Here is a 16,510-nt window from a genome sequence, read left to right as displayed (position 1 = left end):
CACTCGGGAGGGTGTGGGAGAGTAGGTCACCGCCGGACAATCTTTTGAAAGGGCTCCGACTTAGGTCGGGGCCCTTTCTGCATTTCTGGAGCATTTTCCAGACGTCTGTGCCGGCGACGGCGGGTACGGCCGGGGCGCTACCTCCCGAAGGTTGTGATCTTTGGTTGGGCTGCCGGTGTGGGGTGGGTGTCCTGGGTGCCGTCGTGCGCCGAATGCCCTTCGAGGATTCCGAAGGGCAGATGAGGGTTCTGTCCAGAGGGCCGTTGAGGCAGTCTTGCAAGGTCGAGGGGCGCATAGGGCTCTCGCGCTGGTGGGGGACTCTCGGGGGTGGTAGGCCCGAGGTTCTGGATGCGCCGGGCGGTTCAGGAAAGAGGCCGGACTTCGCGTGTGCTGCAGCCAACCCCTGGTCGAGGACAAGACCCATGCCTTGTGCGCGCTGAAGGAGTTCGAGGCCGCCTACGGCATCGCGCCCCCAAGCCCGTCGCAAAGACTGTCGGTGACCTCGACGAACTGTTCGCCTTCGACGGCTCCCCGGTCAAGCGCTGTGTGCACCTGCGCACCGTCAAGCCGATCGACCCGACCTTCGCCACCGTCCGAGCGCCGCACCAAGGTCACCAAGGGGTCCGGCTCGCGGGCCGCCGGCCTGGCCATGACCCTCAAGCTCGTCGAGCCCGGTCAGACCCGCTCAACGTTCTCCCTCTTGTCGCACCCGTGCGAGCCGGAGTTCGGTTCGAGCGTGGCGTCCTGGTCGGACGCGAACATGTGACCGCGGCATGACTGGCCACCAGGGGCGCCCCCTGCTCTTCCTTGATGTCGACGGGCCGCTGTTGCCGTTCGGTGAGGGCCTGCAGCGCCAGCCCTCAGGCAGTGGGCAGACCAACCACCTGGCGCGGCTCGACCCGCAGGTGGGGCTTCGACTGGCGGCGCTGCCGTGCGACCTGGTCTGGGCCACCACCTGGGAAGATCAGGCCAACGTCGAGATCGCACCCCGGATCGGATTGCCACGGCTACCTGTCGTGAACTGGCCCGAGCCCTCCGACGAGGACGAACGTCAGGACCAGTGGTTCGGGCTCTGCTGGAAGACCAGGACCCTGGTGGCATGGGCCAACCAGCGTCCATTCGCCTGGGTCGACGACGAGATCACCGATGCCGATCGGGACTGGGTGTCCGCACAGCATCGCGGCCGAGCCCTCCTCCATCATGTTCCGTCGGCTCAGGGGCTCACCAACGACGACTTCATCGCCCTGGATCGCTGGCTACGAGCAGTCTGATCAGGCGGAGATCGTCATTGCTACCGACAGGTCACCGAACACGTCGAGTCGTACAGGGATGTGGCTCGCGTGTGGGAGTCGGTGGGGGTTTCGTTGTGTGACGGGGGGCTTGGGGGCGGGGGGAGGGATGGTTCGTGGGTGGGGTTGGGCGAGGTCAGAGGTTGTTCATGGACCTGGCAATATCGATAGGATACTTAGCGTAATCGGGTAACTCTATTAGAGTGACCGCTTCTCCCCCTTCCAGGCAGTCAGCGCGCCGTAGCCGTCGGCTGCTGGTGTGGACGTTCGCGTCGATCTCCGTCGGGTTGGTGGCCGCGGGGATCGTGGGGTTCTTCGCTGAGCCGTTACAGCTGGAGCTGCTGGACAAGCGGGCCAGTGTCGTCAGCATGTTCGTGGGTGTGGCGGGGTTGTTCATCGCCGGTGTCGGGCTGTGGGCGCAGCTTCGGGCCGCCATGGGGTCCTCCGGTGGTGGGGAGTCGGCTGGTGCGGGCGGAAGTGGAAGTGCTGGGGGTCAGGAGGAGGTTGGGCGGCCCGGTGCCGGAGCCGGTTCGGAACCGGGTGCAGGCGAAGCAGATGGGCCGGGTGCGGGCGGAGCCGGTGGGGTAGGTGAGGGTGGCGGGCTCGGGCGGGTGGTGGGGGGTGCTGAGGGCGAGCGGTCGATCGTTGTAGGGCGGCAGGAGTCCGGGCTGGCCATGACCGGGGACAGGTCCACGGCGGTGACCGGTGGGCAGGTCAACGTCATCGGGGCCGTGCATCTCCCGTCGCGGCCTCAGGTGGCGTCGCGGCCCGTGCAGCTGGCGCCGCGGCCGCCGCAGCTCGTCGGACGGGACGATGCCGTGGCGGAGCTGCGGGAGCGGCTGCTGGGGAGCGACGTACGGCCGGCGGTGGTGGCCGTGCACGGGCTCGGCGGCGTGGGCAAGACCAGTCTCGCGCTGGAGTACGCCTACCGGTACCAGCACGACTACGAGCTCGTCTGGCAGTTGCCGGCGGCCGAGCCGGCGGTGTTGTCGGCGGCGTTCACCCGGTTGGCGGCGCTCATGGGACTGCGGGAGCTGGGCGCGAACGCGGCGGACCCGGTCGACCAGGTGCACGCCGCGCTGGCGGCGCGTACCCGGCCGTGGTTGCTGATTTTCGACAACGTGCCGGGGGCCGAGGCGGTGCAGGCCGTGCTGCCTCCGGCGGGGCCGGGGCATGTGCTGATCACGAGCCGGTCCGGGAGCTGGCCGCGGGACCAAGGGCTGGAGCTGCCGGTGCTCGATCTGGAGTCGGCGGCGCTGCTGATGCTGGCGAGTTCGGGGCAGGACGACGCCGTGGCGGCCGCCGCCGTGGTGGCGGAGCTCGGGGCGTTGCCGCTGGCGTTGGAGCAGGCGGCGGCGTACATGTCGGAGACGGGGCTGGAGCTGTCGGAGTACCTGGATCTGCTGCATCACCAGCGTGCCGAGTTGCTGGCGCAGGGGCAGGCGTGGGGGTATCGGGAGCGGGTCGCCTCCACGTGGCAGTTCGCGTTCCGGCGGCTGGCCAGGACGAGTCCGCAGGCCATCGCGCTGCTGCGGCTGCTGGCCTGCTACGCGCACGAGGCAATTCCGTACCATTTGCTGCTTTCGCCGCTGGCGCGGTGGGCGCCGCGCGAGCTGTTCCGGGGGGACATGCAGCGGCGGCTGGCGTACGGGCGGGTTGCCGGGCCGCGGACGCGTCTGCTGCGTGACGTGCATCCCAGCGTGCTGATGATGATGCGGGCGCTGCCGCACGACACGCTCAGGATCAACGCGGCCCTGAGCGCGTTGCGGCGGCACAGCCTGATCGGGCCGCCCGTGGACGGGACGGTCACCGTGCACCGGCTGGTGCAGGCCGTCACGCTCGACCAGCTTCCGCTGCGGGCACAGCGCCGGTGGCGGGAGGTGGCGGCAGTGCTGGTGGAAGCCGTGCTGCCGGACGATCCCGGGCAGAAGGTGCGGTGGCCGCGGTACGCCAGGTTGTTGCCGCACATCCGGACGGTGCTCGGGCCGACCTCGCCCGGCATGGACAAGACGGCCCAGTATCTGGGGGCCAGCGGCGACTACCGTACGGCGAAGGCGTTGTTCCAGGAGATCGCCGACGCGCTCGCGACGGCGCTGGGCCCGGAGGAGCCGGCGACGCTGACCGCCCGGCACGAGCTGGCGCTCTGGACGGGCGAGGCGGGCGACCCGTCGGCGGCGCGCGACCATTACCTGGAGCTGCTTCCCGTCTACGAGCGGGTGCTCGGTCCCGAACACCCGCACACCCTGACGACCCGGCACAACCTGGCCCAGTGGACGGGACGGGCGGGCGACCCGGTGGCCGCCCGCGACCAGTACGCGGCGCTGCTGCCCGTGCGGCAGTGGGTGTCGGGGCCGGAGCATCCGGACACCCTGACCACGCAGGCCAACCTCGCCCAGTGGACCGGGCAGGCGGGGGACGCGGCCGCCGCCCGCGACCAGTACGCGGCGCTGCTGCCCGCGCGGGAGCGGGTTCAGGGGGCCGAGCATCCGTCGACGCTGATCAACCGGCACGAGCTGGCCCGTTGGACCGGTGAGCTGGGGGACGCGCTGGCCGCCCGCGACCAGTACGCGGCGTTGCTCCTGGTACGGGAGCGGGTGTCGGGGCCGCATCATCCGGACACGCTGACGGTCCGGCATGAGCTGGCGCGGTGGACGGGGGAGCTGGGGGACGCGGCGGCGGCCCGTGACCTGTACGCGGAGTTGGTCCCGGTACGGGAGCGCGTCCAGGGGCCTGAGCATCCTGACACGCTCACCGCCAGGGCCAGCCTGGCCCAGTGGACGGGGAAGGCGGGGGACGCGGCGGCGGCCCGTGACCTGTACGCGGCGCTGCTTCCGGTCCGGGAGCGCATTCTCGGGCCCGACCATCCGGACACGTTGACGATCCGGCATGAGCTGGCGCGGTGGACGGGGGAGCTGGGGGACGCGGCGGCGGCGCGGGATCAGTACGCGGAGTTGGTCCCGGTACGGGAGCGCGTCCAGGGGCCTGAGCATCCTGACACGCTCACCGCCAGGGCCAATCTGGCGTACTGGACGGGGGAGGCGGGGGATGTGGTGGGAGCTCGGGATCTGTGTGCGGCGCTGCTTCCGGTCCGGGAACGCATTCTCGGACCCGGCCATCCGGCCACGGTGACGACGAGGGAACAACTTGCCCACTGGACGGCCCGCACCCGACCGTGAGGGGGGAGCCGGGGCGCGAGGGGGCGAGCCTGCCCCTCGCGCCCCGGCCGCTACTGGGGAAGGACGAGAAGGGCGTCGCCGACGCCGCGCTCCACGCCGTCCGATGGCCGGTTGACCAGCTTGTTCGACACGACCATCGCGGTCGAGCCGCCGCCGTCCAGGTTGACGGCCTGGACCGCGCCGAGCCAGCGCATGAACTGGGCGGCCTCGTGGAAGTTGGCGCCGATGGTCACGCCGGGCTGGCGGCCGTCGATGGTGGCCAGGATGAGGCTGCCGTTCCTGGTGACGCCGAGGAGGGTGCGCGGGTGGCGGCGCAGGATCATGTTCACGGAGTCATGGCCGTCGCGCTTGGCGGTGATCTTCACGCGGCCGTTGCGCACGAGGCCGACGCCGCCGGCGATCACGTTCAGGTCGGGGGTCAGCTTGAGGGCCTTGCCGGTACGCAGGTCGGTGACCTTCGTGTCGATCTTGACCGTCCAGCCTTCCCAGGCGTGCTCGGCGAGCCAATCGGCGGACGTGCCCTGGCCGTGCAGCACCCGGGTGCCCTTGGCGACGGCGGCGCCGCTCGTGCGTACGGCGACCGCCTTGCCGTTGGCGTCGAGGACGATGTCGGTGCCGCCGGTCGGGGTCTTGGCGCCGTACTCCTCGGTGTAGAGCACGGCCTCGTCCGTCGCGGCGGCGCGGTTGACGCCGTTGACGACGAGCTTGTCGCCGTCCTGGGAGATCGCGGTGACGGCGGTCTTCAGCTCGGTGACGCGGACGCTGCGGCCCTGGAGCACCACGGCGGAGCGGCCCGGCACGGCCTCGCTGAGCAGGCGTCCGGCGACCACGGAGGCGCCGACGGGCTCGCCGCGCAGGTTCTTGGCGGTGTGGATGTTGAAGAAGCCGCCGTTGACGCCGACCACCGCGTTGCGCGCCTTGGCCATCGAGGAGACCGTCTCGCGCTTGGCGACGCTGGTGCCGAGGGAGGCGGCGTACGAGCCGCGGAACGTCCGGGAGTCGATCATGACGACCTTGGCGTCCCAGGGGCCGGTGGTCTTCAGGCCGTCGTCGCCGAGGTAGTCGACCTTGACCTTCAGCCCGGCTTCCTTGAGCGTCTTGGCGGTCTCGTCGGCCTTCGCCTTGTCCTTGAAGGACCACAGGCCCACGCGGACCATGTAGACGGTCTGGGAGGGCGCGTCGGCGACGCTCGGCCGGATCACCTTCTGCAGGCTCGCCGCCTCCCCGGCCGCCTCGACCTCGGTGACCTTGGCCTGGGCGGTCTCCAGAGCGCCGTAGTCGCGGCCGCTCGGCATGAGCACGGTCACCGTGTAGCCGTCGGTGGAGCTGCCGGCCTTCACGTCGTACAGGTCGATGCCCTGGGTGACGGCGGTCAGCGTCTTGGTGGCGGCGGACCGGGCGCCCAGCGGGAAGTCGGCCGACGGGAACTGCACCGCGAGCTGCGCCGCCGAGGCGGGAACTGCGGTGACGGTGATCGTGGCGGCTATGGCCAGGCCGCCGGCGAGGGTGCGTCGAGACATGAACTCTCCAGAGGGCGGAAAAGGGACCGAACCATCCTGACGAGATCAAGGTCCTGGGGTCAGCAGAACGCGCCAAACCGCTCAAGAGTTACCAGATTGACACCCAGTCCGGATAACATTGTGTTATGACCCGTATCAGCATGTGGTGGCGGCCGGCAGACGGCCGCTGATCTTCCATGCTGGGCCGTCCTGATGGCGGCCCTACACGAGCGCGGGATCCCCTCAGGCGGCACACCTGAAGGAGAGACCCACCGTGAGCGACGTCGTCCTGACCGGCGACCGGCCGACCGGACGCCTGCATCTGGGCCACTATTTCGGCACCCTCGCCAACCGGGTGGAGCTGCAGGACCGATACCGGACGTACGTGCTGATCGCCGACTACCAGGTGATCACCGACCGTGACCTGCCCGGCGAGATCCAGCGCAACATCACCGAGGTGCTGCTCGACTACCTGGCCGTCGGCCTCGACCCGGCCAAGGTCACGATCTTCCAGCACAGCGCGATCCCCGAGCTGAACCAGCTGCTGCTGCCGTTCCTGAGCCTGGTGTCGGTGGCGGAGCTGAGCCGTAACCCGACGGTGAAGGACGAGATCGCGCACAGCGCCCGGCGCGCGGTCAGCGGCCTGCTGTTCACCTATCCGGTGCACCAGGCCGCCGACATCCTGTTCTGCAAGGGCACGCTGGTGCCCGTGGGCCGCGACCAGCTCCCGCACGTGGAGGTGGCCCGGCTGGTCGCGCGGCGCTTCAACGAACGGTACGGCGAGGTCTTCCCGCTGCCCGAGGCCATGCTGGGCGAGCGTCCGCTGCTCATGGGCCTGGACGGCGGCAAGATGAGCAAGAGCCGCGGCAACGCCATCGCCCTGGCGGCCACCGAGGACGAGACCGCCGCCCTCATCCGCAAGGGCCGCACCGACTCCGAACGCCTGATCACCTTCGACGAGCTGCACCGGCCCGGGGTCGCGAACCTGCTCACGCTGGCCGGGCTCTGCCTCGGGCGCCAGCCCCAGGAGATCGCCGAGGAGATCGGCGACGGCGGGGCCGCCGCACTCAAGGCGCTGACGACCGAGGCGGTCAACGAGTTCCTGCGTCCGATCAGGCGGCGGCGGCGCGAGCACACCGAGGCCGACGCCAGGCAGGTGCTGGCGCGGGGCAACGAGCGGGCCCGGGAGCGGGCGGTCCGCACGCTGGAGGAGGTCCGTACGGCGATGGGGTTCTAGCCGGACTGCCGGGACTGGTAGACCTTGCGCAGGGTCTCGTGCACGATCCACGTCGTCCGGGCGCCCTCGGCCAGCAGGCACACATCGCCCGGCCCGACCTCGATGGTGGTGCCGCCCTCGACGGCGATGGTGGCGCGGCCGGACAGCACGACGAAGATCTCGTCGGTCTCGACGTCGGTGACGACGCCGGGGGTGATCTCCCAGATGCCCCGGCCGTCGCCCAGCTCCAACGACGAGGTGGCGGGGTCGCCCGCGACGATCTGCTCGGGGGCGAGCTCGTCGGGGGTCAGCCGCACGTCGTGCACGGGCACGGCGAACGCGCCGGCGGTCGCGATCATGCGGCCGAGGTCTTCGAGGTCGGGCATCAGGACGTCAGACATGTTGCTCATTTCACCAGGTCGGCCAGGCGGGCGCCGTCGAGTGCGTAGGCGGTGAAGCCGTTCGCGCCGGTCATCGTGTCGGCGGCGACCATCGCGTTGACGATGGCCTCCTCCGTGGCCTCGATCGCGGCGTGGAAGAGCGGGTCGAGGAGGGCGTCGGCCAGCACCCGCACCTCGAACACGCCCGAGCCGCCGTCGTCGAGGGCGTTGGAGGGCAGGTCGCGGTTGCCGGTGGCGAAGCAGACGAAGCCGTCGCCGCTGGAGCTCTCGCCGGCGCCGCCCGTCCTGGCCACGCCGAGCCCGGCCCGCTGGGCGAGCTTGCGGCACTGGTGGGGGAGGAGCGGCGCGTCGGTGGCGACCACGGCGATGATCGACCCCGCGCCCTCGCGCATGCCGGGGCAGGGCACGTCGTCCATGACGATCGGGCGGCCGTTGACGGTGAGCCGGTCGCGGCGGCCGTGGTTGGCCTGCACGAGCACGCCGACCGTGTAGTCGCCGGTCACGCGGGACGCGGTGCCGATGCCGCCCTTGAAGCCGTGGCAGATCATGCCGGTGCCGCCGCCGACCGAGCCCTCGGGCACCGGGCCGGCCGAGGCGCCGTGGTAGGCCCGCTCGACGTGCTCCTGGCGGACGTGCCGGGCGTCGATGTCGTTGAGCCGGCCGTCCCAGGTCTCGGCGACCACCGGCAGCGACCACGCGCCCGCGCCCCGGCCGCCGACCTCCAGGGAGACCAGCGCGTCGCGCACCACGCCGACGGAGAAGGTGTTGGTCAGCCCGATCGGCGAGTGCAACAGGCCGAAGTCGTCGAGGTAGGGCAGGCCGGTCATCTCGCCGTTGCCGTTGAGCCAGTGGTAGCCGGCGTAGACGGGTGAGTCGTAGGCCGAGCCCGGGCCGGGGCGGACGACGGTGACCCCCGTACGGGCGGTGCCCTCGGTCAGCGTGGTGTGGCCGACGAGGACGCCGGGCACGTCGGTGATCGCGTTCAGCGGACCGGGGACGCCGGTGCCGACGACGATGCCGTGATCACGAGCTCTCAACGGTTCTCCCTGCGGAAGGACTCCAGCGCCAGCAGTGCGACGTGCAATGACAGGCATGACTCGACGTCGTCGAGGTCGGTGTCGAGGATGCGTTCGAGGCGGCGCAGGCGGTCGTAGAAGGCCGGCCTGGACAGGTGGGCCTTCTGCGCGGCCACGGCCTTGTTGCGGCCGGCGTCGAGGTAGGTGCGCAGGATCCGGGTGAGGTCGCCGCCGCGCTGGGCGTCGTGCGCGAGCAGCGGGCCCAGCTCGCGTTCGGCGAACGTCTGCAGCCGGGCGTCGTCGCGCAGCAGGTGGAGCAGGCCGCGCAGGCGCAGGTCGGGCAGGCGGTAGAAGGCGCGGCCGTCGGGCTGGCGCACGGCCACGTCCGCGACCTGCTCGGCTTCGAGGAAGCTGCGCCGTACGTCGCGGATGGACTCCACCACCGACCCCGCGGCCAGCACGAACGCCGAGCCGGGCCGCCACAGCACGCGCAGCCGCTCGGCGAGCGCGGTCAGCGCGGGCTCGGCGCCGGTGCGCGGCGGGAGCGGCAGCAGGACGCCGACCCGCTCCTGGTCGAGCGCGCCCACCAGGGCGGGCAGGCGGGCGTCGCGGCAGGCGGCGGCGGTGGCCTCGGCCAGCTCGCCGAGCTGCGCCTGGCCGTCGAGCGCCTGGTCGGCGGGTTCGGTCGGCCTGATGACGACGCTGACCAGCTTGCGGCCGGTCAGCGGCACGCCGACCGCGCGGGCGCGGGCGGCGGCCTCGTCGGGGTCGGCGTAGGCGTGGGTCAGGATGCCGGTGATGATCGTGCCGTGGGCCTGGCGTTCCAGGGACTCCTGGTGGCGTTCGAGCAGGCGGCCGAGGGCGAGCGTGGTGGCGGCGCGTTCGGCGAGCACCATCTCGCGGGGCGTCGGCGGCGTCTCGCAGATGAGGATCAGCCGCCCCCAGTCCTGGCCGCGGGCGCCGACGGTGGTGATCAGCCAGCCGGAGGCGGGGTCGTACGCCGTGCGCCCGGCCGGGGCCACCCCCCGCGACCTGCTCTCCCACCCGGCCAGCAGCGTGCCGGCGTCGCGGCCCGCGGACTCGCAGGCCAGCACCTGGTGGGCGAGGTTCTCCAGCAGCACCGGTCGGCCGGACAGCCGGGCGACCTGGGTCAGCACATCGGCGGGCGAGGCGCCCTCGACCGACAGCTCGGTGAACACCTCGTGCAGCTGCTCGGAGGCGCGCAGCTCCTCAAGCTGGATGTCGATGATCCGGGCGTGCACGGACTCGGTGATCTGCACGAACGGCGTCTCGCGGGCCAGCACGATGACCGGCAGCCCGTGCTCCTCGGCCGACTTGACCACCGCCCCGGGCAGCTCGCGCAGGAATCTGCGGCCCAGCTCCACGATCAGCCCGGAGGCCCCGACGGAGGCGAGCTCGCCGATGTAGTCGGCGAGCTTCTCCGGGTCGTCGGGGAGCGCGACGCCCGTGGTGAGCACCAGCTCGCCGCCGCGCAGCAGATGGGCGATGTCGACGATCTCACCGACGTGCACCCACCGCACCCTGGTGTCGAGCCGGTCGGCGCCCGCGACCACGCGCGGGCTGCCCCGGCGCACGGTCTCAAGAGCGAGGACGTCGGCGATGGTGGGGAGCACGGGGCGAGCCTAGCCGATCAACCTGTAAGAACGGTCATACAGCCATATACACACTGTCACAGATTGAACTCCTCCTCGCGGTACTCACCTTGGGGTTCGCGCACCCGGAGCTCCACCCGCCGGATCTTCCCCGAGATCGTCTTGGGCAGGTCGGCGAACTCCAGCCGGCGCACCCGCTTGTACGGCGCCAGCTCCCGCCGGCAGTGCTCGAAGATCGACCGCGCGGTCTCGGCGCCGGGCTCGAACCCGGGCGCCAGCATCACGTACGCCTTCGGCACGGCCAGGCGCACCGGGTCGGGGGCGGGCACGACGGCCGCCTCGGCCACGGCCGGGTGCTCCAGCAGCACGCTCTCCAGCTCGAACGGCGAGATGCGGTAGTCGGAGGCCTTGAAGACGTCGTCGGTCCTGCCGACGTAGGTGATGTAGCCGTCCTGGTCGCGGGTGGCGACGTCGCCGGTGTGGTAGTAGCCGTCGCGCATGGCCTCGGCGGAGCCGCCGACGTACCCGGCCATCAGGCCCAGGGGGCGGGGGGCGAGCGGCAGGCAGATCTCCCCGTCGTCGCCGGGCTCGCCGGAGACGGGGTCGATGAGCACGATGTCGTAGCCGGGCAGTGGGCGTCCCATCGATCCGGGTTTGACCGGCTCGTCGGGTACGTTGCCGATCTGGGCGGTGGTCTCGGTCTGGCCGTAGCCGTCGCGGATAGTGATGCCCCACGCCTTGGTGACCTGGTCGATGATCTCGGGGTTGAGCGGCTCGCCCGCGGCCACGGCGGTGCGCAGCGGCAGCTTCCAGGCCGCCAGGTCCTCCTGGATGAGCATCCGCCACACGGTCGGCGGCGCGCAGAACGTGGTGACCCGCTCGTCGCGCAGCACCTCCAGCAGGGCGCGGGCGGCGAAGCGCTCGTAGTTGTGGATGAGCACGGTCGCCCCGGCGTTCCAGGGGGCGAACACGTTGCTCCAGGCGTGCTTGGCCCAGCCGGGGGAGGAGACGTTGAGGTGCACGTCGCCGGGGCGCAGGCCGATCCAGAACATGGTGGACAGGTGACCGGCCGGGTAGGAGGCGTGGGTGTGCTCGACCAGCTTGGGGCGGGAGGTCGTGCCGGAGGTGAAGTAGAGCAGCAGGGGGTCGCCGGCCCTGGTGGGGGCGTCGGGGGTGAAGCGCTCGCCGGCCTCGTACGCCTCGTGGTACGGCAGCCACCCGTACGCGTCGCCGACCGCGATCTTCGTGAACTCGCCGGCCCCGAACTTGCCCGCGTCGGCGGCGTTGGCGATCACGTGGGCGACCTGGCCGCGTTCGAGGCGTTCGCCGATGTCCTTGGCCGTCAGCAGGGTCGTGGCGGGGATGATCACCGCGCCGAGCTTCATGGCGGCCAGCATGGACTCCCACAGCTCGCTCTGGTTGCCCAGCATGAGCAGGACGCGGTCGCCCCGGCGCACGCCCTGCTCGCGCAGCCAGTTGGCGACCTGGTTGGAGCGGGCCGACAACTCGGCGAAGGTGTGGGAGACCCGGCCGCCGGGGTTCACGATGGTCAGGGCGGCGGCCTGCGGCGTCTCGGCGGCCAGCACCCCGTCGAACCAGTCGAGCGCCCAGTTGAACTGCTCGGCCTCCGGCCAGCGGAAGTCACGCCGGGCCGTGGGGTAGTCGGCGCTCAGGAGAAGATCGCGGGCCGCGCGGAAATCGCTCATGCCCCGGATCCTGCTACGTCGCCAGCCGCCGCTCAAGGCCGTCGAGCACCGACACGAGCCCGAAGTCGAACGCCGTGGCCCGAAGGACCTGCGGATCCTGGTACGCCCCCATGGCCAGGCTCTCCAGCATGTCGGGGAAGTCGGCCGCGGCCTTGGCGACCATGCCGCGCATCTCGTCGGCGTCGTACTCGGAGTCTTTCGCGGTGGCGTCCCAGGCGATCTCGGGCAGGGTCATGCCGTAGACGAAGGCGGTGACGGCGGCCACGGCGTAGTCGACGTCGAGGCCGTGGAACCCGGCCGTCCTGAAGATCTTGCGCATCCGGTCGGAGGCGGACAGGGCGTGCGGGCCGAGCGCGGGCACCCGGCCGAGGAGGTCGGCCGACCACGGGTGCCGCAGCATGACCGCGCGCATGCCGTAGGCCATGGCCGAGGCGGCGTCGCGCCAGCCCACCTCTTCGGCGTCGGGGACGGTCATCTCGGCCCAGACCTGGTCGTAGGCGAGTTCGAGCAGTTCGTCCTTGTTGGCGACGTACCAGTAGAGGCTGGTGGCGCCGGCGCTCAGCCTCGCGCCGAGCTTGCGCATGCTCAGCCCGGCCATGCCCTCCTCGTCGAGCAGCTCAAGGGCGGCTCTGACGATCTCCTCGCGGCTGCGGCCGGGGGCGGCGGTCTTGCGCGGCTCGCGGAACCAGACGGAGGTGAACTGCTTGCCGGTCATCCCCCAAGGATAAATGCTCTCGCACAGTGTGCGAGAGTTGTCGTACGCTGTGCGAGTGACCTCGAACACTGTACGAGACCCGCGCCGCTGGTGGGTCCTTGTCGTACTCTGCCTTTCGCTACTGGTGCTCACGGTGGACGGAACCGTGCTGAACCTGGCGATCCCGTCCCTGATCGAGGAGCTGGGCGCGACGCCGTCCGACATCCAGTGGATCCTCGACGCCTACGTGCTGGTCTTCGCCGGCCTGCTGCTGACCGCCGGAAGCCTGTCCGACCGGTACGGCCGCCGCCGCTTCCTCGTCATCGGCCTGGCCTTCTTCGGGGGCGCGTCGCTGCTGGCCGTGCTGGCCGCCGAGCCCTGGCAGGTGATCGGCGCACGGGCCCTGATGGGGGTCGGCGGCTCGATCCTGATGCCCTCGACGCTCTCCATCCTCATGACCGTCTTCGAGGAGGACGAGCGGCGCAAGGCCATGGCCATCTGGGGAAGCGTGGCGATGCTCGGCGTGATCGCCGGCCCGACGCTGGGCGGCTTCCTGCTGGAGCACTACTGGTGGGGCTCGGTCTTCCTGCTCAACATCCCGATCGCGGTGCTGGCCATCGTGGCCGCTTTCGTGCTGATGCCCGAGACCCGCAGCGCCGGGCGGCGGATCGACCCGGTGGGCGTGGTGCTCTCGATCGTGGGCCTGACCTCGGCCGTGTACGTGATCATCGAACGCGAGTGGAACCTGCCCGTCATCGCGGTGGCGGTCGTCACGCTGACCGCGTTCGTCATCTGGGAGCGGCGGGCCGAGCACCCGATGTTGCCGCTGCAGCTGTTCAGGAACCGCAACTTCAGCGGCGCTTCCTTCTCGATCCTGCTGATGTCGTTCGGCGCGGGCGCCGTGATGCTGATGCTCACCCAGTACCTGCAGTTCGTGCTGGGCTACGGCGAGCTCCAGGCCGGTCTGGCCATGCTGCCCCAGGCGGCGGCGGCCGTCGTCTTCAACGGCGTCGGCGCGGCGCTGGGCAAGAAGGTGTCCAACCGGGTGCTGATCTCCGCCGGGCTGCTGATCATGGCGGTGGGGTTCGTCGTGATGGCGCTCACCACCGGCTACCTGCCGCTGATGGGCGGGCTGGTGCTGATGGGCGCGGGAGCCGGCCTGGCCGGTCCGTCCGCGTACGCCTCGCTGATGGGGGCGATCCCCTTGGAGCACGCCGGCGTCGGGTCCGCGCTCAACGACACCGTGCAGCAGGTGGGCCTGGCCATGAGCATCGCCGTGCTCGGCAGCGTGCTGGCCGGCGTCTACACCTCGGAGATGCCGCTCGACGCGCCCGCGGCGGCCCGCGAGTCGATCGGGGTCGCCGAGCAGATCGGGCTCGGCGAGGTGGCCGACCGGGCCTTCACCGTGGCCGTGCACCTCGGGTCGTGGGTCGGGGCCGGGTTCAGCCTCGCCGCCGCGCTGCTCGCGCTGGTCGTGCTGCGCCCGGCCGCCCCCGTCGCGGCCGCTCCCGAGCTCGCCGAGGTCTAGCGGACGCGGGGCTCACGCATGCTCTCCAGGCTGTCGAGCTTGTGCGTGCGCTCGTCGTGGCCGATCTGCCGGAGCAGGTCGGCCACCGAGCGGTAGCGGCCGTACTCGTCGGCGTACGTGCCGGGGTCGGGCACGAAGTCCAGGTCGGGGTTCTCGGCCACGAACGTCATGTACTCGTGCTCGGCGTGGTCCTCGAACTCGGCGTTGAGCCGGTAGCTCCAGTCCGGCCGGACCACGAAGAGCACCCAGGACACGTGGTAGTAGAAGAAGGCGATCAGCCACGGCGCCGCCTTGTGCAGCAGCCAGTTCTGGCGCTGCCCGGCGCGCTGCACCAGGTCCTGCATGATCAGCAGGTGCCACTGCTCGTTGTCCTGGTCGGCACGGGCCTCCACGATGCGCTCGAAGACCCTCCTGGCCAGGGCCGAGCGCCCGGCGTGCCGGTGGACGGCCCAGTAGCCCATCCGCTCCCACGCCTGGTACGGCACCCGCGCGATGATCTCCAGCATGGCGAACTTCGTGTACGAGCCCTTTCTGCCGTACATCAGGTCCACGGGCTTGAACATCATCCGCGCCAGCAGGCTGTAGTCCATGCGCGGGGTGTCGAGGGTGTCCTGCTGGGCGCGGCGGAGCTGGTCGCGGTCGAGCTTGGGCGGCCCGGCGGGCGCCTCCGGGCGAAGGTCGATGGTGACGGTCATCTCGGTCTCCTCGGTTCGTCGATGATCCGATGGTGGCCGAGCGGGCCCCGCCGGGTCGTCGCCCGCGAGTGGTCAATCGCGATGCCTCTGGCGGCGTACCGGGGGGCCGGCGCGTACGCCCCCAGGCGCACGGGTGATCCCCTAGGGGGAGGACTTACATCTTGTAAGGTGATGTGGCCCCCCGCCGACAGCCTGCCGCTGTGAGGAAGCACGGGAGAACGGGATACTCGATAACATGTCGGAGCTACTCGCGCGCCACCGGGCAGTGATGCCGAACTGGCTGGCCCTCAACTACAACGAGCCCATCGAGATCGTCAGCGGCAAGGGCAACCGCGTCATCGACGCCGATGGCAAGAGCTACCTTGACTTCTTCGCCGGGATCCTGACCAACATGATCGGGTACGACGTGCCCGAGGTGCGCGACGCCGTCGAGCGTCAGCTCGCCACCGGCGTGGTCCACACCAGCACCGTCTACCTGCTGCGCGGCCAGGTCGAGCTCGCCGAGAAGATCGCCAGGCTCTCCGGCATCCCCGACGCCAAGGTGTTCTTCACCAACTCCGGGACCGAGGCCAACGAGACCGCTCTCCTCCTCGCGACGTACGCCCGCAAGACCGACCAGGTGCTCGCCATGCGGCAGAGCTACCACGGGCGCAGCTTCGGCGCGGTCAGCGTCACCTCCAACCGGGCGTGGAAGAACAACTCGCTCTCCCCGCTCAACGTGCACTTCCTGCACGGCGCCGACCGGCACCTCACCCAGTTCAAGGGCCTGTCCGACGCCGACTACATCAAGGCGTGCGTGGACGACCTGCGCCACGTGCTGGCCACCTCGGTCTCCAACGACGTGGCGGCGCTGATCGCCGAGCCGATCCAGGGCGTGGGCGGCTTCACCATGGCCCCCGACGGCCTGTTCGCCGCCTACAAGGAGGTCCTGGACGAGCAGGGCATCTACCTCATCTCCGACGAGGTGCAGACCGGCTGGGGCCGTACGGGCAGCGCGTTCTTCGGCATCCAGAACCACGGCGTGACCCCCGACATGATCACGTTCGCCAAGGGGCTGGGCAACGGCTTCGCGGTCGGCGGCATCGTGGCCCGCGGCGACCTGATGGACGGGCCGCACGCCGTGGGCCTGTCCACGTTCGGCGGCAACCCCATCTCCATGGCCGCCGCCAACGCCACCCTCGACTACGTCCTCGACCACGACCTCCAGGCCAACGCGGCGCGGACCGGCGACATCATCATCGGCGGCCTCAAGGAGGCGGCCGCGCGCCTGCCGATCGTCAAGGACGTGCGCGGCAAGGGCCTGATGTTCGCCGTCGAGCTGGAGAGCCCCGCCCAGGCCGTCCGCTTCATGGAGGAGACCAAGAAGGCGGGCCTGCTGGCGGGCAAGGGCGGCCTGTACGGCACCGCCATCCGCATGGCCCCGCCCCTCACCCTCACGGTGGACGAGGCCATCGAGGGCCTGGGGATCATCGTCAACGCACTCGAAGTCATCAACGCAGAGGCAGCAGCTCAGTGAAGTCGGTCAAGCATTGGATCAACGGCGCCCTGACGGACGGCGGTGGCCGGACGGCGGAGGTCTTCGACCCGGCGACGGGTGAGGTCAGCGGTCATGTCGCGCTGGCGTCGGTGGCCGAGGTGGACGCGGCGGTCGCGGCGGCGGTGGCGGCTTTCCCGGCG

Annotated in this window: 12 protein-coding genes; 5 read left to right on the top strand and 7 right to left on the bottom strand. The window is 70.9% G+C overall.

The features are described from left to right. The first annotated feature begins 773 nt into the window (after positions 1-773). Both ACWCSU_RS52290 and ACWCSU_RS52285 read left to right on the top strand, forming a co-directional pair. A complete protein-coding gene (locus ACWCSU_RS52290; RefSeq protein WP_449945032.1) occupies positions 774-1,271 on the top strand; it encodes an HAD domain-containing protein in 498 nt (165 codons plus the stop codon). A gap of 692 nt (positions 1,272-1,963) precedes the next feature. Next, positions 1,964-4,465, top strand: coding sequence for a tetratricopeptide repeat protein (locus ACWCSU_RS52285; protein ID WP_449945029.1), 2,502 nt, complete (start codon positions 1,964-1,966; stop codon positions 4,463-4,465). Between the two features lie 50 nt (positions 4,466-4,515). Here the strand turns inward: ACWCSU_RS52285 and ACWCSU_RS52280 are convergent, their stop codons facing one another. Then, positions 4,516-5,985, bottom strand: coding sequence for a phosphodiester glycosidase family protein (locus ACWCSU_RS52280; RefSeq protein ID WP_357710704.1), 1,470 nt, complete (start codon positions 5,983-5,985; stop codon positions 4,516-4,518). A gap of 253 nt (positions 5,986-6,238) precedes the next feature. On the opposite strand from ACWCSU_RS52280, the gene trpS reads away from it, so the two are divergent. Further along, the gene (gene trpS / locus ACWCSU_RS52275) at positions 6,239-7,201 is read left to right on the top strand and encodes a tryptophan--tRNA ligase (RefSeq protein ID WP_449945026.1); all 963 of its coding nucleotides are present in this window, start codon (positions 6,239-6,241) and stop codon (positions 7,199-7,201) included. On the opposite strand, the gene ACWCSU_RS52270 is transcribed toward trpS, so the two are convergent. From ACWCSU_RS52270 to ACWCSU_RS52250, 5 genes are read right to left on the bottom strand one after another with little or no spacing between them, the layout of a single operon-like run. Further along, positions 7,198-7,581 (bottom strand): cupin domain-containing protein, encoded by a 384-nt coding sequence (locus tag ACWCSU_RS52270; protein ID WP_364104579.1) that lies wholly within the window; start codon positions 7,579-7,581, stop codon positions 7,198-7,200. The genes trpS and ACWCSU_RS52270 overlap by 4 nt on opposite strands. Positions 7,582-7,586: 5 nt before the next feature. After that, on the bottom strand, positions 7,587-8,618 hold the full coding sequence (locus tag ACWCSU_RS52265; protein WP_449945022.1) for a DmpA family aminopeptidase: 1,032 nt from the start codon (positions 8,616-8,618) through the stop codon (positions 7,587-7,589). Then, a complete protein-coding gene (locus tag ACWCSU_RS52260) occupies positions 8,615-10,231 on the bottom strand; it encodes a PucR family transcriptional regulator (RefSeq protein ID WP_449945019.1) in 1,617 nt (538 codons plus the stop codon). The genes ACWCSU_RS52265 and ACWCSU_RS52260 overlap by 4 nt, the downstream gene beginning before the upstream one ends. 56 nt (positions 10,232-10,287) lie before the next feature. Continuing rightward, a complete protein-coding gene (locus ACWCSU_RS52255) occupies positions 10,288-11,916 on the bottom strand; it encodes an AMP-binding protein (protein ID WP_449945017.1) in 1,629 nt (542 codons plus the stop codon). A gap of 13 nt (positions 11,917-11,929) precedes the next feature. Then, on the bottom strand, positions 11,930-12,631 hold the full coding sequence (locus tag ACWCSU_RS52250) for a TetR/AcrR family transcriptional regulator C-terminal domain-containing protein (RefSeq protein ID WP_357710719.1): 702 nt from the start codon (positions 12,629-12,631) through the stop codon (positions 11,930-11,932). A gap of 13 nt (positions 12,632-12,644) precedes the next feature. On the opposite strand from ACWCSU_RS52250, the gene ACWCSU_RS52245 reads away from it, so the two are divergent. Beyond that, positions 12,645-14,138 (top strand): MFS transporter, encoded by a 1,494-nt coding sequence (locus ACWCSU_RS52245; protein ID WP_449945014.1) that lies wholly within the window; start codon positions 12,645-12,647, stop codon positions 14,136-14,138. On the opposite strand, the gene ACWCSU_RS52240 is transcribed toward ACWCSU_RS52245, so the two are convergent. Further along, on the bottom strand, positions 14,135-14,833 hold the full coding sequence (locus ACWCSU_RS52240) for an alternative oxidase (protein ID WP_357710723.1): 699 nt from the start codon (positions 14,831-14,833) through the stop codon (positions 14,135-14,137). The genes ACWCSU_RS52245 and ACWCSU_RS52240 overlap by 4 nt on opposite strands. A 235-nt stretch (positions 14,834-15,068) precedes the next feature. On the opposite strand from ACWCSU_RS52240, the gene ACWCSU_RS52235 reads away from it, so the two are divergent. Continuing rightward, the gene (locus tag ACWCSU_RS52235) at positions 15,069-16,349 is read left to right on the top strand and encodes an aspartate aminotransferase family protein (protein WP_449945010.1); all 1,281 of its coding nucleotides are present in this window, start codon (positions 15,069-15,071) and stop codon (positions 16,347-16,349) included. Positions 16,350-16,510 lie beyond the last annotated feature (161 nt).

The sequence above is a fragment of the Nonomuraea sp. NPDC001699 genome, assembly GCF_053596455.1.
This window is presented reverse-complemented; position numbering and strand designations above follow the sequence as displayed.